The 20,017-nt window shown below is 67.2% G+C and carries 14 protein-coding genes; 2 read left to right on the top strand and 12 right to left on the bottom strand.

From position 1 onward, the window contains the following. Nucleotides 1-61: 61 nt before the first annotated feature. Nucleotides 62-631: a DUF3043 domain-containing protein gene (locus tag CH42_RS09660; RefSeq protein WP_053352992.1), complete on the top strand. Its 570-nt coding sequence runs from the start codon at nt 62-64 to the stop codon at nt 629-631. 115 nt (nt 632-746) lie between these two features. On the opposite strand, the gene CH42_RS09655 is transcribed toward CH42_RS09660, so the two are convergent. The 7 genes from CH42_RS09655 to CH42_RS09625 form a co-directional block, all read right to left on the bottom strand. After that, nucleotides 747-1,799, bottom strand: a complete 1,053-nt coding sequence (locus tag CH42_RS09655; protein ID WP_075205328.1) for a quinone-dependent dihydroorotate dehydrogenase — start codon at nt 1,797-1,799, stop codon at nt 747-749. A gap of 3 nt (nt 1,800-1,802) precedes the next feature. Continuing rightward, entirely contained in the window at nt 1,803-2,288 is a 486-nt protein-coding gene (gene nrdR, locus CH42_RS09650) for a transcriptional regulator NrdR (protein ID WP_053352991.1), read from the bottom strand. Next, nucleotides 2,288-3,607 (bottom strand): histidinol dehydrogenase, encoded by a 1,320-nt coding sequence (gene hisD, locus CH42_RS09645; RefSeq protein ID WP_053352990.1) that lies wholly within the window; start codon nt 3,605-3,607, stop codon nt 2,288-2,290. The genes nrdR and hisD overlap by 1 nt, the downstream gene beginning before the upstream one ends. A gap of 7 nt (nt 3,608-3,614) precedes the next feature. Further along, nucleotides 3,615-5,213: a DUF7059 domain-containing protein gene (locus CH42_RS09640; RefSeq protein WP_053352989.1), complete on the bottom strand. Its 1,599-nt coding sequence runs from the start codon at nt 5,211-5,213 to the stop codon at nt 3,615-3,617. A gap of 35 nt (nt 5,214-5,248) precedes the next feature. After that, nucleotides 5,249-6,700 carry a glutamate synthase subunit beta gene (locus CH42_RS09635; protein WP_053352988.1) on the bottom strand — a complete coding sequence of 484 codons (1,452 nt, stop codon included), beginning with the start codon at nt 6,698-6,700 and terminating at the stop codon, nt 5,249-5,251. Then, nucleotides 6,693-11,327: a glutamate synthase large subunit gene (gene gltB / locus CH42_RS09630; RefSeq protein WP_053352987.1), complete on the bottom strand. Its 4,635-nt coding sequence runs from the start codon at nt 11,325-11,327 to the stop codon at nt 6,693-6,695. Before gltB ends, CH42_RS09635 begins: the two co-directional genes overlap by 8 nt. Before the next feature lie 364 nt (nt 11,328-11,691). After that, on the bottom strand, nt 11,692-12,459 hold the full coding sequence (locus CH42_RS09625; protein ID WP_053352986.1) for an SDR family oxidoreductase: 768 nt from the start codon (nt 12,457-12,459) through the stop codon (nt 11,692-11,694). A 160-nt stretch (nt 12,460-12,619) separates the two neighbouring features. Between CH42_RS09625 and CH42_RS09620 the strand changes: the two genes are divergently transcribed. Beyond that, nucleotides 12,620-12,979, top strand: coding sequence for an RNA polymerase-binding protein RbpA (locus CH42_RS09620; RefSeq protein WP_053352985.1), 360 nt, complete (start codon nt 12,620-12,622; stop codon nt 12,977-12,979). Here the strand turns inward: CH42_RS09620 and lnt are convergent. Genes lnt through CH42_RS09595 form a run of 5 tightly spaced genes read right to left on the bottom strand, consistent with a single transcriptional unit; the run spans nt 12,971 to nt 20,015 of the window. Beyond that, on the bottom strand, nt 12,971-14,653 hold the full coding sequence (gene lnt, locus CH42_RS09615; RefSeq protein ID WP_239684006.1) for an apolipoprotein N-acyltransferase: 1,683 nt from the start codon (nt 14,651-14,653) through the stop codon (nt 12,971-12,973). The genes CH42_RS09620 and lnt overlap by 9 nt on opposite strands. After that, nucleotides 14,650-16,959, bottom strand: a complete 2,310-nt coding sequence (locus tag CH42_RS09610; protein WP_239684005.1) for a DEAD/DEAH box helicase — start codon at nt 16,957-16,959, stop codon at nt 14,650-14,652. Before CH42_RS09610 ends, lnt begins: the two co-directional genes overlap by 4 nt. A gap of 45 nt (nt 16,960-17,004) precedes the next feature. Next, nucleotides 17,005-17,826 (bottom strand): twin-arginine translocase subunit TatC, encoded by an 822-nt coding sequence (tatC, locus tag CH42_RS09605; protein WP_193392081.1) that lies wholly within the window; start codon nt 17,824-17,826, stop codon nt 17,005-17,007. A gap of 49 nt (nt 17,827-17,875) precedes the next feature. Further along, complete coding sequence (locus CH42_RS09600) at nt 17,876-18,898, bottom strand: helix-turn-helix transcriptional regulator (protein WP_053352982.1); 1,023 nt, start codon at nt 18,896-18,898, stop codon at nt 17,876-17,878. Beyond that, entirely contained in the window at nt 18,891-20,015 is a 1,125-nt protein-coding gene (locus CH42_RS09595; protein ID WP_053352981.1) for a helix-turn-helix transcriptional regulator, read from the bottom strand. Before CH42_RS09595 ends, CH42_RS09600 begins: the two co-directional genes overlap by 8 nt. Nucleotides 20,016-20,017 lie beyond the last annotated feature (2 nt).

The following is a 20,017-nucleotide window of genomic DNA, read 5'->3' as shown; positions in this document are numbered from 1 at the left end:
GCAGCGTTTGCGTGCAGCCCACGACTTCCGCGCCTCGGCGCGGCCAACGGAGAGGATTCGCGTGGCAGAGAAGGGCGCTGCGAACGAGCAGCAGGCATCAGGTGGCGACGACGCCGTCGTAGGCAAGGGCCGCCCGACGCCCTCGCGCAAGCAGGCCCAGGCCGCGAACGCTCGCCCGATCGTCGGCTCACGCGACAAGTCCGCTGTCAAAGAGCAGCGTCGTCAGCAGGCAGAGACTCGCGAGCGGATGCGCGTCGGCATGATGCAGGGCGATGAGCGCTTCCTCGGTCCGCGCGATCGCGGCCCGCAGCGCCGCTACGTCCGCGAGTATGTGGACGCTCGATGGAACGTCGGCGAAATGCTGATCCCGATGATGCTCGTGGTGCTGGTGATGACGTTCATCCCCGGCCCCATTCAAGTCGTGAGCCTCTTCGTGATCTGGGCGTTTGTCGGTCTCGCCGTGCTCGACGCCGTCTTCCTCGGTATGCGGTTGAAGCGCAAGCTGGGCGACAAGTTCGGTGAAGATCGCGTGCAGCCAGGTTTCCGCTGGTACGCAGCGATGCGCGCGTTCCAGTTCCGCCCGCTCCGCGCACCCAAGGCGCTCGTCAAGCGAGGCTCATTCCCCAGCTGAGGTTCATCCCCCATACGCAGTGATCCCCGCACCCTTCATCTGGGGTGCGGGGCTCACTGCGTTGCAGAAGAACCGAGGCAATGCAGTAAGCGGGGGTTGTTGGGAACCCGCCGGGTCACTTCGGGGCAGCACTCCCCCGGTAGCCGGCGCGTCGCAGTCCCCGGTTGATTGCGCGGGCCCACAGCGGCCCTTCGTAGATGAAGGCCGTGTACCCCTGGACGAGTGTTGCACCGGCCCGCAAACGCTCGAGCACGTCGAACGCACTCGTCACGCCGCCGACGGCGATGACGCAGAATTCGGGATCGGGCTCAATCGCTCGGATGCGTCGCAGTACATCGAGTGCACGATCGCGCAGCGGCTCGCCCGAGAGGCCGCCGGCCCCGATGCGCTCGATCTCCGCCGAAGATGCGCTGAGCCCGTCGCGAGAGATGGTGGTGTTCGTCGCGATGATGCCGCTCAGTCCGGTCTTGCGCGCCAGCGCGACGATGCCATCGATCTGTTCGTCGACCATATCGGGGGCGATCTTCACGAGTACCGGAGTTGTTCCGGCGGCATCACGCACTGCCGCGAGCAGAGGCTCGAGCATTTCGAGCTCTTGGAGCCCGCGCAGGCCCGGGGTATTCGGCGAACTGACGTTGATCGCGAGGTAGTCCGCGATGGGGGCGAGACGCTCGGTGCTCCACACGTAGTCGTGCACGGCGTCTTCGACTTCGGTCACCCGGCTCTTGCCGATGTTCACCCCGATGATCGGCCGGTGGCGTGCGAGTCGCGCACGTTCGATCCGCGGCACGGCCGCTGCGGAGCCACCGTTGTTGAATCCCATGCGGTTCACGAGCCCTCGGTCGCCGACGAGTCGGAACATGCGGGGCTTTGGGTTGCCGGGCTGCGCGTGTCGCGTCAGCGTGCCCACTTCGACGTGGCCGAAGCCGAGCGCTCCGAGCCCCGCGATCGCGGTCGCATTCTTATCGAATCCGGCGGCGAGCCCGAACGGGCTGGGAAACACGGTACCGAGCGTCGCGACACGCAGCGACGGATCGGCACCAGTCACGCGGCGCGCGATTGCACCGGCGAACGGAATCGCCTGAATCACACGGAACGCGAGGTGATGCGCCCGTTCGGGATCCATGCGGCGGAGCACGGTCTGGAACAGCAACGGGTAGCAGCGCACGGGTCAGGCCTCCGGATCAGTTGTGGATGCAGTAGCCGCCGCGGCCGGGCGAGCACGCAATTCTTCGATCGCGGCATCGAAGTCTTCGAGCGACTCGAACGCCTGGTACACGCTCGCGAAGCGCAGGTAAGCGACTTCGTCGAGCTTGCGCAGATGGGGCAGGATCGCCAGCCCGATCTCGTTGGCATCGAACTGGGCGATGCCGCTCGAGCGAACCGATTCCTCGACCTGTTGGGCCAGCACGGCGAGGTCTGCCTCGGTAACGGGGCGCCCCTGACACGCTTTGCGCACGCCGCTCATCACTTTCTCGCGGCTGAACGGCTCGACGACGCCGGATCGCTTGATCACGGTCAAACTTGCCGTCTCAGTGGTGGTGAATCGTCGCCCGCACTCCGGGCACTGGCGGCGGCGACGAATCGACAGTCCGTCATCAGCGGTGCGCGAGTCGATGACGCGCGAATCGGGGTGGCGGCAGAACGGGCAATGCATCAGCGGGTCTCCATTGCTGATTCGAATCGAACGCTCACGGCGTCTCCGTGGGCAGGAAGGCCTTCGGCCTGCGAGAGTGCGCGCAACGGTTGCTCGACGGACTGGAGCGCGTCACGGTCGTATCGGATGATCTGCTGCGGGCGCAGAAACGTGTGAGCGCCGAGCCCCGAGGCAAAACGGGCGGTACCACCCGTCGGGAGCACGTGGTTCGAGCCGGCGAGGTAGTCTCCGAGGCTGACCGGCGTGTAGGCGCCCAGGAATATGGCACCGGCATCGGTGATCTGTGCCACTACGGCTTCGTCATCGCGGGTGTGGATCTCGAGATGCTCGGGTCCGTACGCGTTGCTCACCCGCGCTGCTGCCGCGAGATCGTCGACCAGAATGATGCCCGATTGCGGGCCGCGAAGAGCCGTCGCCACGCGTTCAGCGTGGAATGCCAAGACTGCGCGATCCGCGATCTCGGCCGCGACTCGATCAGCGAGTTCAGGCGAATCCGTCACCAGCACCGAAGCCGCGGCTTCGTCGTGCTCGGCCTGACTGATGAGATCGGCCGCCACGAATGCGGCATCAGCCGAGTCATCGGCGATCACGAGAATCTCGGTCGTCCCGGCCTCGGCGTCGATGCCGACGAGGCCGCTCACCACGCGCTTCGCCGCAGCGACGAACACATTGCCCGGTCCTGTCACAACGTCGACCGGGTCAAGGCCGATCTCCGGCACACCGTGCGCGAATGCGGCGATCGCTCCTGCGCCGCCGATGGCATAGACCTCGGTGATGCCGCACAACGCGGCCGCCCACAGCACCGCGGGGTGCGGCAGGCCGCCGTTTTCGAGTTGCGCCGGAGACGCAAGCGCCAAGCTGGGCACACCAGCGGTCTGCGCCGCCACCGCATTCATCACGACCGAGGACGGATAGGCGGCTTTTCCACCGGGTGCATAGAGCCCCACCCGGGACACCGGCTGCCAGCGCTGACGGATCACCGCGCCATCTGCGATGCGCGACTCTCGTGCTTCGGGAACCTGAGCGGCCGAGGCGACTCTCAGCCGCGCGATGAGCGCTCGCAGCGCCGCTTCGACGTCAGGCGGGCAGTCGTTCAACGACGCACGCACCGTTTCTGTCGGCACGCGGAGCGCATGATCTGCGACTCCGTCGAAGCTGCGGGCCTGGTCTCGCAGCGCCGCTTCGCCGCGTTCCGCGACGTCGGCGACCAGCGGCCGCACTCGCTCCACTGCGACATCAGCGCTGACTGCTGCACGCGGCACGAGGTGCAGCAACGCAGATCGCGACAGGTCGGAGCCGCGCAGGTCGATCGTTCGCATCACCGAATCAGTCTACCGGCGCAGCTTCGCTGCCCGGCACGACCTCACTCACGGGTGCGACCATTCCGAACCACGCGAGTTCGGTGATTCCGGCGACGAGCGCGTCGGCGGCCGCGGCTGCGTCGACTTCGAGGAGGGTCGCGAGCGCGTCGGCAATCTGCCGCAGCGTGAGCTCTCCGTCGCAGGCTCCGACGGCGGCGGCCAACAGTGCATCGGCGGCAACTTGTCGGGCGATGGGCTGATCAGTGGTTAGGGTGATGCGGCGCGGGGATTCTTCGCCCGGGCGATGCTCCCGCTCTTCGACCACGGCGTCGTCGAGCACCCAGCGAGTCGCAAGCACCGTCGCGGCGTCGGCCGCCGCGGTGGCCGCGCCGACGGAGAAGGCGCGCTGCAGCTGGTCCCCAGGTGCCGCAGAGAATGCGCCCAGCGCCGAGTCGAGTTGGACCACGGATTCAGCGGTCGCGGGGCGTCGTCGCACGCGCACGGATCCCAGACCGATCGCCGTGATGCGTCGAGCCGTGAAGTCGGCGAGCCAGTCGTCAAGGAGTGTTTCGAACGCGGGATCTCCCGGTCGCGCTCCCCCGTCGCGCACCCAGGTTTCGGCGTACGTCGCTGGCTCGACGCGATCCCGCTCGAGCACCCAGGCCGCGAGTGGTCCGGCGATCCCGATCGCGCGTTCGATCCAGTCGCCTACCCGCCCGAGCCCGTTGGTGCCCCACGGCGACTCCCAGTTCGCCAGGCAGAGGAGCGTGCCCCCTATTTCGAGGTGCTCGGGCCCCTGCGTGATCACCCGCTCTGCGAGCGCGTCACCCGTAAGTCCGCCGTCGCGATACTCGTACACAGGTGTGCCGGCGCCACGGGGCGTGATGACGAACGGAGGATTCGACAGGATCAGGTCGAACTTCTGGTCGAGCACCGGCGCGAACAGATCTCCCTGCCGAAACTCGATCTGATCGGCAACGTCGTTCAGTACGGCGTTCATGCGGGCGAGCGCGAGGGCCCGCTCCGAAATGTCGGTCGCGACCACGCTCGAGGCGAACCGCGTCAGCTGCATCGCCACGATGCCGCAGCCGGTGCCGAGATCGAGCGCTCGTTCCACCGTTCGGCGGGGCGACTGCGCGAGCAACGAGCGCGTAGCGCCGCCGACACCCATGACGTGGTCGGGCTGGGCCGGGCCGCGACGCAATTGGTCGTCGAGATCGGAGAGCACCCACCACTCGGCATCGGCGTCGACGACCACGGAGTTGAGCGAGAGTGCCGCACACCATGCCGATGACTGGACTACACCGCCATCGGACGCGTCAAGGGTCTGCTCCGCCGCCACACCGTCGGCCACAATCAGGCCGAGCTGGTGCGCGCCGATGGCGCCGAGTGCAGGGAATGCAGCCTCGATGTCGCGATCCGGCACCGCCTCACCGAGCAGAAAGACGCGAACGAGCGTCGCGAGCGCACCGTGCGCACCCGCGAGAGCCTGGCGCGCTGGCGCGAACACGCCGCGCTGGCGAGCGTCGTCGGCCACGGACCCGAGCAGGGCGGAGACGGCCGCGGCGCGGTACGGCGCCGCAGCGAGGTCGGTTCGAAGACGTTGAGCGAGTTCATCGTGCACCTGCTCAGCGTAGTCCGCCCCGCGGCGGTGTCCGTTCAGACGAATGCGCGGTCGTGCGCGGTGACCGGGCTCGGCAGCACGGTGTCGCCCGTGAGGTACCGATCGACCGACGCGGCGGCGGCACGGCCCTCGGCAATCGCCCAGACGATCAGCGACTGACCTCGGCCGGCGTCGCCGGCGACGAATACACCGGGAAGCTCGGTGGCGTAGTCGCGTTGCCGTTCGAATGCGCCGCGCTTCGAGCGCTCCAGACGATGCGCGGGGTCTTCGATCTCCTCGGGGCCGGTGAATCCCATCGCGATGAGCACGAGATCTGCATCGAGCAATTCTTCGGTACCGGCGATCGGCACGCGGCCCTCGTCGGTGAAGCCGGTCTCTGCCACGCGAAGCCCGATGACCTGACCGCCCTCGCCGGCGACGAATTCGACGGTCGACGCGAGGAACTTCCGCTCTCCGCCCTCCTCATGCGAACTCGACACCTCGAACAGCGTGGGGTGCACCGGCCACGGCTGACCCGTGCTGCGGAACTCGGACGGTTTCTTGCCGATCGCGAGATTCGTGACCGACTTCGCTCCCTGACGGTGCGCGGTGCCGATGCAGTCGGCGCCGGTGTCGCCGCCGCCGATCACGATCACGTGCTTGCCTGCTGCGTCGAACGGCGTCTCGGCGAGCGCGCCCGACTGCACACGGTTCGAGGCCGACAGGTACTCCATCGCGGGCATGATGCCGGCGAGTTCGCGGCCGGGCAGCGGCAGTTCACGGGGCACCGTGGCGCCGGTCGCGACGATGACGGCGTCGTAACGTCGACGAAGCTCGCTCCACGACATGTCGCGGCCGATCTCGATGCCGCACCGGAACCGTGTGCCTTCGGCTTTCAACTGCTCCACGCGGCGCGCGACGAGCGTCTTCTCGAGTTTGAAGTCGGGGATGCCGAACCGGAGCAGGCCGCCCGGCTCCTCATCGCGCTCGTAGACGGCGACCGTGTGACCGGCACGGGTCAGCTGCTGCGCCGCGGCGAGGCCCGCGGGCCCCGATCCGACAACCGCCACGGTCTTGCCCGTGAGTCGCGACGGCGGCTGCGGCACGACCCAGCCGTTCATGAACGCTTGGTCGATGATGCTGTTTTCGATCTGCTTGATCGTGACCGCGGGCTGGTTGATTCCCAGCACGCAGGCAGACTCGCAGGGTGCCGGGCAGGCGCGACCTGTGAACTCGGGGAAGTTGTTCGTCGCGTGCAGACGCTCGATGGCTTCCCGCTCCCGACCGCGGAACATCAGGTCGTTCCACTCGGGAATGAGGTTGCCGAGCGGGCAGCCCTGGTGGCAGAACGCGACGCCGCAGTCCATGCAACGAGACGCCTGCTTGGCGACGAGTTTCGGGTTCGCGGGGTCGACGACCTCGCTCCAGTCCTTGAGTCGCAGTTCGACGGGTCGCTTCGGCGCGAGTTCGCGCTCGCGCACCTTCAGGAATCCGCGGGGATCAGCCATGAGTCGCCTCCAAGATCTCGGACCAGACACGGTCGCCATCGGGGTCGATGCCCTGTTCACCGGCGCGCACTCGAATCTCGAGGACGCGCGAGTAGCCGCGCGGGATCAGACGCGTGAATCGGGCAAAGGTGCCCTCGGGGTCGCGCTCGATGCTCTCGAGCAGTTCGGCGGCGACCGAAGAGCCGGTCTGCTCGCCGTGCCGCTTGACGAGCCCGACGATCTTCTCCCGCAGCGCGCGCTCTTCGCCGTCGGGCAGCCCCGGGCCGAGGTCGTCCGCTCCGCCGAACCGCTGCAGCAGCAGCGAGCCCGACGCGAGTTCGGCCGAATTGACGTCGGCCGGGTCGAGATCGAGCAGGATCGCCTCTCCACCCGACATACCGGCACCGATATTGCGGCCCGTGGGCCCGAGGATCAGCGCGAAGCCACCGGTGAAGTACTCGAGCGCGTGGTCACCCGTGCCCTCGACTACGGCGGTCGCTCCCGAGCCGCGCACCAGGAACCGCTCACCGACGACGCCCGCGATCCAGAGCGAACCGCTCGTCGCCCCGTACCCGATCACGTTGCCGGCGATGACGTTGCCCGAAGCGGGGTGCCCGGATTCGGGGTGCGGGCGAATCACGACCTCGCCGCCAGAAAGTCCCTTGCCGACGTAGTCGTTCGCGTCTCCCACCAGTCGCAGCGTGATGCCTGCGGGCATGAAGGCGCCGAGCGACTGCCCGGCCGAACCGGTGAGGGTGATGTCGATGGTTTCGGGGGCGAGCCCCTCCGCGCCGAAGCGCTTGGTGACCTCGTGGCCGAGCGTGGTGCCGACGGCCCGATCGATGTTGCGAATCGGTAGGTCGATCACCACAGGGTCGCGGCGCTCGAGCGCATCCGCCGCCATCGGCATCAGCTGCACGTCGAAGTGCTCGCCCAGCTCGTGATCCTGCTCGCGTCCGTGACGGCGCGGCTCACCCTCGGCGAACACCGGTCCACGCAGGATCGGCGTCAGGTCGAGCCCCGATGCCTTCCAGTGCGAGATCGCATCGTCGACGTCGAGCGCCGAGGTATCGCCCACGGCTTCGTCGATCGAGCGGAACCCGAGCGAAGCCAGAATCTCGCGCACCTCTTCGGCGATGAAGCGGAAGAAGTTCACCACGTGCTCGGCTTGACCGGTGTAGCGCGCACGCAGGTCGGGGTTCTGCGTCGCGACGCCCACCGGGCAGGTATCGAGATGGCAGACGCGCATCATGATGCACCCGGAGACCACCAGCGGAGCGGTCGCGAAGCCGAACTCTTCGGCCCCGAGTAGCGCAGCGATGACCACATCGCGGCCCGTCTTGAGCTGCCCGTCGGCCTGGAGCACCACGCGCTCCCGCAAGCCGTTGAGCATCAGCGTCTGCTGCGCCTCGGCGAGGCCGAGCTCCCACGGCGATCCGGCGTGCTTCAGAGAGTTCATCGGGCTCGCGCCGGTACCGCCGTCGTGACCCGACACCAGAATCACGTCGGAGAGGGCTTTGGCGACACCGGCCGCAACCGGCCCGATGCCGCTCTGCGCGACCAGCTTCGTGCTGATCCGCGCAGACGGGTTCGCACGCTTCAGGTCGAAGATCAGCTGCTTGAGATCTTCGATCGAGTAGATGTCGTGGTGAGGCGGCGGAGAGATCAAGCCCACGCCCGGCGTCGCGTGACGGGTACGGGCGATCCAGGGGTACATCTTGGTCGGCGGCAGCTGCCCGCCCTCCCCCGGCTTGGCGCCCTGCGCCAGCTTGATCTGGATCTCATCGGCGTGCGTGAGGTACATCGAGGTGACGCCGAAGCGACCGGAGGCGACCTGCTTGATCGCGCTGCGACGCTCGGGGTCGAGCAGCCGATCGTCAGATTCGCCGCCCTCGCCCGTGTTCGACTTCGCGCCGAGCCGGTTCATCGCGATCGCGAGTGTTTCGTGCGCCTCGGGTGAGATGGAGCCGTAACTCATCGCGCCAGTCGCAAAACGCTTCACGATGTCGCTGACCGGCTCGACCTCGCCGAGCGGCACTGCGGGCCGCTGCGGTGCGAACTTGAACAGGCCGCGCAACGTCATCAGCCGCTCTTGCTGCTCGTTGACCCGTGCCGTGTACGCCGTGAAGATGTCGCGACGCCCGGTACGGGTGGCATGCTGCAGCTTGAAGATCGTCTCGGGATCGAAGAGGTGCGGCTCTTCCCCGCGTCGCCAGCGGTATTCTCCGCCGGTCTCGAGGGTGCGATGCGCGTGGGCCGCGACATCGTCGGGGTACGCAGAGCGATGCCGCGCCGCGACTTCAGCCGCGATGACGTCGAGCCCGATTCCGCCGAGCCGCGAGGTCGTACCGGTGAAGTAGCGATCGACCACCTGCTGCGACAGGCCGATGGCCTCAAAGGTCTGTGCACCGCAATACGACGCGACCGTGGAAATGCCCATCTTGGACATCACCTTCAGCATCCCCTTGCCGAGCGCCTTAATGAGCCCGGCAATCGCGGCGTCTTCAGACACCTCCGGAATCGACCCGTCGCGCACCAGAAGTCCCACGGTTTCCATCGCGAGGTACGGGTTCACCGCAGCCGCACCGTAGCCGATGAGCGCAGCCACATGGTGCACCTCGCGCACGTCTCCGGCCTCGGCGACGAGAGCGACGCGCAGTCGCTTGCCCTCGCGAATCAGGTAGTGATGCACCGCCGACACGGCGAGCAGGGAGGGCACGGGGGCCTGATCCTTGTTCGAATCGCGGTCGGAGAGAATGATGAACTCGGCGCCGGCATCGATCGCGGCGTTCGCCTCGCGGCACATCGCGTCCAGTCGGTCGGCGAGTCCTCGGGCACCCGAATCAACCGGGTAGAGCCCGCGAATCGTGACCGCGCGCTCCCGCTCCGGGTCGTCACCGAAGTGCTGGATGCGCGCGAGTGCGTCGTTATTGATCACCGGGAAGTCGAGGATCACCTGGCGCGCATGATCGGCCGACTGCGTGAGCAGATTCTCCTGCGGCCCCAGACCGGCGCGCAGGCTGGTGACCAATTCTTCGCGAAGCGCGTCCAGCGGCGGGTTCGTCACCTGCGCGAACTGCTGCACGAAGTAGTCGAAGACGAGGCGCGGCCGATCCGACAGCGTCGCAATCGGGGTGTCACTGCCCATCGCGGCGAGCGGCTCGATCGCGTCCCGAGCCATCGGAGTGAGCAGCACACGGAGCTCCTCCTCGGTGTATCCGAAGGTGCGCTGGCGTCGCTCGATCGAGGCGGGAGGATGCACCAGGTGCTCGCGCTCCGGCTGCTCAGAGAGCCGGATGCGCCCCTCGGCGAGCCAGTCGCCCCACGGCTGCGATGCCGCGAGTTCTGCTTTGACGGCCTCGTCATCGCGGATGACGCCGGTCGTGAGATCAACCGCCAGCATGCGGCCGGGCTGCAACCGACCGCGCTGCACGACGCGTTCGGGCGCAATGTCGAGCACCCCGGTCTCGCTCGCGATCACGAGCACCCCGTCGGAGGTCACGAGATACCGACCCGGGCGCAGACCATTGCGATCCAGCAGCGCGACGAGTTCGGTGCCGTCAGTCGCGATCATGGCGGCCGGCCCATCCCATGGCTCCATGACGAGGGAGTGGTACTCGAGGAAATCGACGAGTTCGGGTGACAGACCCGACTCCGACTCCCACGCTTCCGGCACCATCATCGCAAGTGCATGCGGCAGTGACCGTCCCGCCTGCACCAGGAGTTCCAAGACCTCGTCGAAACTGGCAGAGTCGCTGCCCCCTTCCGAACAAATCGGCAGCAGCGGCGAGATGTCGCCGAGTCGCTCCGATTCGAGCTGTGCTTCGCGCGCACGCATCCAGTTGCGGTTGCCGCGCACCGTGTTGATCTCGCCGTTGTGCGCGACCATGCGCAGGGGCTGGGCGAGGTGCCAGGACGGGAAGGTGTTCGTGGAGTAGCGGGAGTGCACAATGGCGAACCGGCTGGTGAATCGCGCATCGGAGAGCTCCGGGTAGAAACCGGGCAGCTGCAGCGTCGTCACCATGCCCTTGTAGACGATGGTGCGCGCGCTGAGCGACGGCAGGTAGCAGCCCGTCTCATGCTGCACGCGCTTGCGCGTGCGAAATGCCTGACGCTCGAGGTCGTCCGTACTGAGCGTCGTCCCTGCCGCGGCGACGAGCACGAGCTGTTCGATGACCGGGCTCGCGATGCGCGCGCTTTCACCCAGCACGTCGGGGCGCACCGACACCGGGCGCCAGGCGAGCACGCTCAGCCCCTCTTCAGCGGCGATCGCCGCGATGCGATACTGCACGGCACGGCGTTCCGTGGTCGCCTGCGGAAGGAACGCGAGGCCGGCAGCATATGCGCCCGGCTCGGGCAGGCGCAGTGAGGCATCTTGCGCGTGGAGCTCCCCGCGGATGAGGAGGTCGGGCAGGTCGCTCAAGATGCCGGCGCCGTCGCCGGTTCCCGCATCTGAGCCGACCGCGCCGCGGTGCTCCAGATGCTCGAGTGCTTCAAGCGCCTGTTCGATGATCGTGTGGCTGGCCTGACCGGTCAGCGCGACCACGGAGGCGAGCCCGCAGGCATCGCGCTCGTCTGCGGGATCGTAGAGTCCGACAGGGGCGGGGAAAGTCGAGCCCGGGTGGGTGATCGGCGAGCGCTGCGGCATCGACGTCCTCTCGATCGTCGGGACGTCGTGCGCCCCGGTGCGGTCATGCGCTCACCGAGGCACCCAAAGGCTCCCCGGTTGTTGCGCGGTGGCTGAGCCCAAAATGTAGCACTCTGTTTCTTCGGCGAAATGCAAACGACATCGCAGTTCCTGCCTCGCGTGCGGGGACGCGCGGAAGATTGCCGAATTTTTGACGGAACTTATTGACTTTTGCCGCAGACGTTTCCGATTCGTAACACCCCGGAAACACAGCGCCCCGGAGTCACTACTTTGATAGAACAAACGCGGTGTTCGATAATCGAACCCGGTAGGGGGTACCGTTCGATTATCGAACACCGCGTTGATGTTCTGGGAGGATGTCAGGCTATGCGTCTGCACCGAAGCTCGACGTGTCACCCACGAGTCGCGTATGGTCTGCAGGCACCGGGTCGACGGCCGCGCGCGCCACTTCAGCCGCAAACTCCGAAACGTTGTACAGCTTGCCCGCCTGCTCACGACGCTCTTCAATCGCGCCGGGATTGAGACGATTGAGCAGCGTTGCGGTCACCGTGCCCTCGATCATGTCGCCCGACACGACGGTGAAGCCGATGCCACGCGATTCGAGCTCGGGGATGCGCGCTCGAAGTGCATCCTCACCCGCGCGCTTCGACTCCGCAACCGGCACATACTCAGGCATCGTCGGTGTCGTGCGAATGAAGTGCGCCTGGTGGCTGGTGACGAACACCACACGCGATCCTTCACCCAACAATGGGAGCGCGGCGTCGAGCACCGAGAGCTGCGCATCGCGGTTCAGCAGCAGTGCGTAGTCTTCGCCCATCCCGCTCTCCATGCCACCCGACGCGTTGAGCACCAAGATGTCCAGGCCACCGAATTCCTCGCGCACAGCGTCGAACATCGACTGCACTGACTCGGGATCCGTCAGATCAGCGCCCTGCACCAGCGCGCGAACGCCCAGTTCACGGAATTCGTTCGCGAGTTTCTCGGCCCGAGGGGCCTTGTTGCGGAAGTTGACAACCACGTCGGCGCCCGCCTCAGCGAAGTAGCGCGCCGTGTCCGCGCCGATACCGCGGGATGATCCCGTTACCAGGGCGCGTCGGCCGGCGAGACTGCCGGCCTCGAGAATCTGGGTCACATGTACTCCTCAATCGTGGTGATACCTGCATCCAGGGTACTGGACGGCCAGTCAATCCCCAGGTCGGGGGTATCGCGCAGCCAGGCGCGAGCGGTACTCTGCCACTGGAGGCACCGGCGCCACGACGCGACGTGGACGGCACACACGAGGGGGTTCCCACATGGCCGATCGAACACTCCGAGGAACGCGCATCGGCGCGACCAGCCTGCAGGGCGAGGCGGGCGTCGAGCTCTCCCCACGCCGTTCGATCGAGTACCTCACCGATCGCGGCGTCCGTTTCACCGTCATGTTCGATGCCGATGCGGAGCCACCCGCAGAGTGGGTCGATCAGAAAAGCGGTGAGATCGGGTTTCTCGACGACGAAGCCGGTCGAGCCGCACGTGCGGAATTCGAAGAGAAGGGCGCCTCGCAGCGCACGCCCTGGGACATGCTGATCGAGCGTCGCACGCGCGAAGAGCTTGAGGAGTTGCTCGAAGAGCGACTCCAGCTCTTGCGGCAGCGCCGCGGCACCTCAAGTTAGCGTGCGCCGCGGCCGCCCCAATCCGACGATTCCGGCGATCACACCCGCGATTCCCAGCCCGGTCGCGACCCACGCAATCGCTGCGCCGAAACGCAAGGCCGGGGTCTCCCCGGTCACCAGCGGCACTTCCGCCACCATCGCGTCTGCCGTGAATGCGCGCAGCCGCGCGAGATCCGATCCGTCCGGGGCAATGATGGCGCTCGTGCCGACGGTGGAATCGTTGACGACTGCGCGCCCCGTCTCCACCGCGCGCGTTCGCGCGATCGCCAGTTGCTGCACGCTTTCATCGGTGTGTCCGAAATCGGCGTTGTTGGTCTGGGCGAAGATCACTTGGGCTCCGTCGCGCACCATCTCCACCGCCTGCGGGTCGAAGATGATATCGAAGCAGATGGCGATGCCTGCCTGCACGACCCCCGCGGGCGTCTCAACGTCGAGCGCGGCCGGCCGGGTGCCCGGCGAGTACTCAAGCTGAACGAGGTCGACCAGGTCGGGCACGATGGCGTGGAAGAACGGCCGGTTGGGCATGTACTCCGCGAACGGCACCGGGTAGCGCTTGTCGTAGCGGTCCCCCGTCGGGCCGTCTTGCTGCCAGATGAGTGAGCTGTTGCTGTAGGTGCCATCCGGGTTCGCGAGCACCGATCCCACGACGATCGGCGCGCCAGCGCGCTGCGACAGCTTCGCAAGCCGTTGACTGCGAATGAGATTCTCCGGCAGACCGAACTCCGCACTGTTCTCGGGCCAGACGATGACGTCGACTGATTCGCCCGTCGCCTCCAACCGATCGAGCAGATGCTCCGTCGCGTCGAAGTGATCCCGGATCACGCCGCCCGCTTCACGGTCGTCGAAGATTCCGGATTGCGAATTGCCCTGTACTGCGGCGACGCGCAGCGTCCCCGTCTGCTCGAGTGGTGCCGCGGGCAGGAGCGCCAGCACGACGAGCAGGGCGAGCCCGGCCCCCGTGCTCACCATCAGCGGTCGCCGCAGCAGGCCGCGACGCGCGGAACCCGCAACAGACATCTCAGTCAAGCGCGAACGACGGTTGAACGCGACCGCGACGGGGAACGCGCACACCACGGCAATGCAGGCACCCAGACCCGCGAATCCGAACCACGATACCGATTGCAGCAGCGGGCTATCGGCCTGCGTCGTCGCCAAGCGCCCCCAAGCGAACCCGCCGTAGGGCCACGCTCCCTGTACTTGCTCGCGCAGCACCCACAAGCCGGCGACCGTGACCGCCTGCGCAATCGAGATCGCCCAGGCGAATCGATAGTCACGCCCCGACGCGCGCGGGTCGCGGCCGAAGCGGGCGAGCCCGCGCGTCGCGATGGCGGCGAGCATTCCGAACAGGCCGAACCAGAGCAGCATGAGTGAGCTGAGCGCCGCCCACGGAATCGGCCCGAGATACAGGGTCAGCCACGAAATGTGCGGCATCCAGAACGCTGCGCCGGCAGCGGAGCCGCTCAGCAGCGCCCACGCTGCAGGCTGCTGCCAGACTGCAGCGCAGATGAGCGCGACCGCGGGGAAGACGAGCGGCCACCAGGCGAGGCCCGGCGTCGCCGCATCGAGCAGCAGACCGCCCGCGACCGCACTCAGGATGGCGACCCACCGTCGCAGCGCGACCACACCACTGCGGTCGGCGCGGAGCAGCACCGACCGGCGTACCCACCGCGTCACGATGAGCTCGACGCTTCGACGATGCCGCGCTTTACTGCGCGCTTGGCCTCCCGCGCCAGCCGAGCGAGCGCACCGAGCCGGTCTTCATCGAGCTCGTCGAGCACGGCGGCTTCGCACGCCTGAGCGACCTGGTCGAGCAGGTCGATCGTCTGCTTCGCCCAGCGCACGAAATCACCCGCGCCAATACCTGAGGCCTCGAGTACCCGCTCGATCGGCCGACCTGTGGCCCAGCCATGCATGGTCGCGGCGAGCCCGGCGTGTGGCAGCTCGCTGCGCGTGAGTCGGGATCGCTCGGCGAGATCATCGAGACGCACCCAGAGGTCGAGCACACGATCGTAGGCAGCCGCGAACGCCGGGCCACCCGGGAGTCGCGGTTCTCCCTCATCATCTCGGCGAGGCTCGTAGCTGAGTACACAGGCCATGGCAGCGAGACCGGCGGCATCCAGGCCGCGCCAGGTGTCTTCGCGAATGCACTCGGCGATCAGCAGATCGCGGTCGCCATAGATTCTGCGCAAGAGGTTGCCCCACTGCGTCACGTTCACGTCACCATTGCGATCCGCCTCGACGTACTTGAGCTCGAGCAACTGATCGACGACACGGTCGAACGTGCGAGCGATCGTGCCCGTGCGCGAGGCGATCTGACGCCGTCCGCGCTCGACGCGTCGACGCAGTTTGCGCGCGCGATCCTCCCATCGCTTCCGATCCGATCCCTGAGCCCTGGCGGCGGCCTCGTCGTACCCGGCGAGCGACTCCTGCTCCGCGCGCAGCTCGCGCGCCTGATCGACGACAGCGCGGTCGGCTTGGAACTGCGCGAACGACAGCTCCAGCGTGTCGCGCGCCCGCGTGAGATCCATGCGCTGCAGGAGGTTCACCGCCATGTTCGCGGTGGGGCGAAAACTCGAACGCACCGGGAACGAACGGGCTCCGGCCAGGTGCGCCAGTGCTTCGAGGTCGACCCCATCGCTCCACACGACAACGGCGTGCCCTTCGTGGTCGATGCCCCGTCGCCCAGCGCGGCCGGTGAGCTGTGTGAACTCCCCTGAGGTCAGCGACACACGCTGTTCGCCGTTGAACTTGTCGAGGCGCTCGATCACCACGGCTCGAGCCGGCATGTTGATGCCCAGCGCCAGGGTCTCGGTCGCGAACACGAGCTTCACGAGTCGTCGCTGGAACAGTCGTTCGACGACCGCTTTGAAGGCGGGCAGCAAGCCGGCGTGGTGGGCCGCGACGCCGCGTTCGAGGCCGGCCAGCCACTCGCGGGCACCCAGCACACGCTGCTCTTCGTCGGTCATGCCGGCGATCTCGGCACGGGCGATACGACGGATCTCGTCGCGTTCCTCCCGGGTCGTCAGTGCGATGCCCTCGTACAGGCACTGCTTCACGGCCTGGTCGCACCCGTTGCGACTGAAGATGAAGACGATGGCGGGGAGCAGTTCGGTCTCGTCGAGTGCTCGGGCGATGTCGGATCGCGAGATCCGCTTCGACCGCCGCACGGGGGGCCGCCCGCGCGTGCGATCTCGGCCCGAGTCGTAGCCGTGACTGCCCCGACCGGATCGCCCGTCGCGACCCCCGCGACCACCGCGAGCCCCGCCGCGACCATCGAGCGCGTGCAGCTCCGGGTTGATGCGACCTCCGGTCGCGAGTTCACCTGCACGGTCGACGTACAACGGCAGCAGCGCGCGCGAGGTGAGGACGTGCTGGTACAGCGGCACCGGACGGTGCTCGGAGAGAATCACGTCGGTGTCACCACGCACCGCGTGCATCCAGTCCCCGAATTCCTCGGCGTTCGAAACGGTCGCGGAGAGCCCGACGATGCGCACCCGCTGCGGCAGATGCAGGATGATCTCTTCCCAGACCGCTCCGCGGAACCGATCACCGAGGTAGTGCACCTCGTCGAGCACCACGCACTCGAGCTCATCGAGCGCGTGCGAGCCCGCATAGATCATGTTGCGAAGCACTTCCGTCGTCATGACAACGATCGGCGCGTCGCCGCGGACGTTTACGTCACCGGTAAGGAGCCCCACTTCGTCCTCGCCGTATGTCGCGCAGAGCTCGCGAAACTTCTGGTTCGACAGCGCCTTGATGGGTGCGGTGTAGAAGATTCTGGCATCTCGCGCGCGACGGGCAAGATAGACCGCGAACTCCGCGACCGTGGTCTTGCCCGACCCGGTCGGTGCGGCAACCAGCACGCTGCGCCCCTCTTCCAGGCGCTCGCACGCGGTGCGCTGGAACGCATCGAGCGGATACTGCAGCGACGCGGCGAACGCATCCACGGCGGTCTCGATCAGCGGCGCCTCATTTGGCACGGTGTCCCCCTCTGTCGCGCCGGTCATCGCTCAGCGATGGCCGGGCTAGTTCGTATCGTTCGCGCGTTGCGGCGCATCGAGGTCGTAGGCCGCGAACTCCTCGGCATGGCGCCTGTCGACGCGCCGGTCGTGCAGAATCGAGATTCCTGCGGCCGCAAAGTACAGCACGATGATGGGTGCGGCGAGCAAGAACATGCTCATCAGATCGGCAGCCGGCGTCGCGATCGCGGCGAAGAGAATGATGGCCAAAATCGCAATCCGCCAGCTCCGCAAGATCGACGCGCCTCTGAGCACACCGATGAAGTTCAGCATGACGAGCAGCACCGGCATCACAAACCCGACGCCCACAGCGAGCACCAGCTTGATCGCGAAATCAAGATAGCTTCGTGCGTTGAGATTGAAGGTGTCTTCGGTGGGCTGGAAGCTTGCCAGCAATCGAACGATGTTCGGCAAAACGAGCCAGCCAGCGTAGGCGCCGCCGAGGAACAGCGGCACCGCTGCGGCGAGAAAGCCCACACCGGTGAGCTTCTCCCGGCGGGTCAGCCCCGGCGCCAGGAACGCCCAGATCTGGTAGAGCCACACTGGCGAGGCAAGAATGACGGCGATAAACAGCGCGATCTGCACCTTGGTGTCGAACCCGCTCGAGATGTCACCGTAGGAGATCTGCGCGTCGCGCCCGACCGCAGCAAGATCTTGCACCGGGCTGCGCAGCATGTTCCACACCCAGTCGGAGAGGAACCAGCCGGCGACCAGCGCGACGACGATCGCGACAGCGGAGATAAGCAGGCGCTTACGGAACTCGACGAGGTGCTCCCCGAGGCTCATGCGCCCCTCGGGATTGCGCCGCTTCCGCGCCTGTTCAGCCATTGCCTCAGTGTATCTCAGCAGATACCGAGAACCCGCCGTCTGCGCCCCGTCACTCGTCGTACGACGCCAGGGCGCGTTCCGCCCATTCCGCCACGCTGGCGCGCGCTGACGCTGGCGCGACGATCTCGATGTCACCGGGGAGCACCTGCACGACCTGCACCGCGGCCCACGGGTGCCACGCAGCGATCTGCAGACGCAGGCGTCCGTCGTCGAATTCCTCGATGATCTCGGGGGCGAATCCTCGCAGCCGGGCAGCAGCCTGCGGTGAGGCGAGCGCTTCGATGACGATTGCCGGAGGATCCTGATTGGCCGGCCGAATCGCAGCGGATTGGCGCGACGTGGCGATGCGCGGGCCGGATACTGATGTCTCAGGCAACGGCGCAGCCGTGACCTGGCCAGCGGGCAGGTCTGCATCGACCAGGCGGAGCCCCGAGATTTGATCAAGCCGGAACGTACGCTCCGCGGCGCGCTCAAAGCAGTATCCGCGTAGATACCAGGTACCCGTCCCCTGCGTCAGCAATCGAGGGAGCACCGTGCGGCTCGTCTCCGCACCCGCCGCATCGCGATAGCGGAACGAGAGACGTCGCCCCGCTTCAATTGCGGAGAAGATGACCGCGACCTCCGGACGCTCCGTCGACGGCGCAATCGAGACCGCGGCGAGGCCAGACGACCCCAGAGCCGAACCCAGTTTCTCTGCGGTGCTGCGGGCCAACGCCGCGTCTTCGGGCCCGAGCATGGCGGTGAGCGCCTGTAACCCGGCCACGAGTGCCGCGGTCTCCTGTGGCGCAAAGCGAGGCGCTTCCTCAACGGCGACCGTGCGCGTGAGGCTGACCGTGTCATTCAGCTCGAGCGCGTCCCAATCGATGTCGAAGAGGTCTTCATCTTGGTAGCTCAGCGTCTCGCCGGGCACGCCGGCGGTGCCGAGAAATCGAACGAGGGTGCGGAGGAGCCGCGGGGCGACCCCGAATCGCTCGGCGAGTTCCGGCACCGGCACGGGGCCAGCCTCGCGCAAGTAGGCGACGAGTGCCAGGAGCAGCGTGACGCGATCGGGGCCGAGGAGCGCGCTACGCACGGTGGCCTCCTTCGTGGGGTTCGGCGCTTGACTGGTCGAGGCCGGCACCTCGGCCGTGCGCTGCCGCGATGCGCCGGAGTCCCGCGACGACGAGCGCCCGCAACTCCGGCGGATCGCACACCGTCACATCAGGGCCGAAGCCGATGAGTTCAGCGGCGAGCAGATGCGTATCGAGCACTCCGACTTCGACGTCACTCGTGCCGTTCTCCGCGTCGGCGTCGGCGGGAGCCTCGGTTCGCGTCACCGGAGCTCCACGCGAGGTCAACCGTGCCTCGGCGATACTGCCGCGTCGCACCCGCAGCACGGCACGGCGCTCAACGCGCAACCGTTCGAGGTCGGCGATCGCGGTGTCGACGACCGGCGAGAGGTCATCAGGAATGCGCTCTTCGAGCACGTGCACGGTGCCCTCGATGCGCGCGAGCAAGAACGTGCGCGGCGCGGCGCGGTCCAGATCCCACGACACCAAATGCCAGCGACCTTCGGCGCGATGCAAGCGCAACGGGGCGACGCGGCGTTCAAGCGCCGTGTCGCGATCCGGCATGCGATAGGCGAACGTCACCACCAGGCCAGCGTCGATCGCGGATTGCAGTGGCGCGGCCGAGGGCTCCACTGAACCGAGTCGCGGAGCAATACCGAGGTGCTGCACGTCGAGTCCGGCCCCTAGCGCCTCAAGCTTCATGGCCGCGCGTCGCGATTCGGCACTCAGGCTTCCCTCGCTCCAGGCGAGCGCTGCAAGACGGAGCAGCATGAGCTCGCGCTCGCTGAACCGCAGGTCGGCCGGAAACTGCAGCAGATCCTTGGCGATCCGATACCGCGTGAGCTGGTTGTTGCCGATCTCGGAAGGATCGTCGAATGTCTCGATAGCAATGCCGAGTTCGCGCAATTGCTCCTTGTCGCGCTCGAACTGCTTCTCCAGCGACGCACTGATGTCGCCATGTGAGTAGCGATCGGCGTACCCGTACACCGACGAGAGGAGCTCGCGCTTCGTCGAGCCGTTCGGGCTGACGACGAGCGCGAGTACGAGGCTGAAGAGTCGCTGCTCGCTCGGCACGCGCGATCGCTGCGCGGACGCGCCGCGATCCGCACCCGCCGTTGTACCGGACGAGCCGCCTGCCATTG

The sequence above is a fragment of the Leucobacter musarum subsp. musarum genome (assembly GCF_001273845.1).
In the GTDB taxonomy this organism is placed as follows: domain Bacteria; phylum Actinomycetota; class Actinomycetes; order Actinomycetales; family Microbacteriaceae; genus Leucobacter; species Leucobacter musarum.
The sequence above is the reverse complement of the archived record's forward strand: the minus strand, read 5'-3'. Positions and strand labels throughout refer to the sequence as shown.

Excerpts from the sequence above, each read along its gene's own strand:
- nrdR (WP_053352991.1), bottom strand. The coding sequence starts at position 2,288 with ATGCATTGCCCGTTCTGCCGCCACCCCGATTCGCGCGTCATCGACTCG.
- hisD (WP_053352990.1), bottom strand. The coding sequence starts at position 3,607 with ATGCGAACGATCGACCTGCGCGGCTCCGACCTGTCGCGATCTGCGTTG.
- CH42_RS09635 (WP_053352988.1), bottom strand. The coding sequence starts at position 6,700 with ATGGCTGATCCCCGCGGATTCCTGAAGGTGCGCGAGCGCGAACTCGCG.
- gltB (WP_053352987.1), bottom strand. The coding sequence starts at position 11,327 with ATGCCGCAGCGCTCGCCGATCACCCACCCGGGCTCGACTTTCCCCGCC.
- CH42_RS09620 (WP_053352985.1), top strand. The coding sequence starts at position 12,620 with ATGGCCGATCGAACACTCCGAGGAACGCGCATCGGCGCGACCAGCCTG.
- tatC (WP_193392081.1), bottom strand. The coding sequence starts at position 17,826 with ATGGCTGAACAGGCGCGGAAGCGGCGCAATCCCGAGGGGCGCATGAGC.
- CH42_RS09595 (WP_053352981.1), bottom strand. The coding sequence starts at position 20,015 with ATGGCAGGCGGCTCGTCCGGTACAACGGCGGGTGCGGATCGCGGCGCG.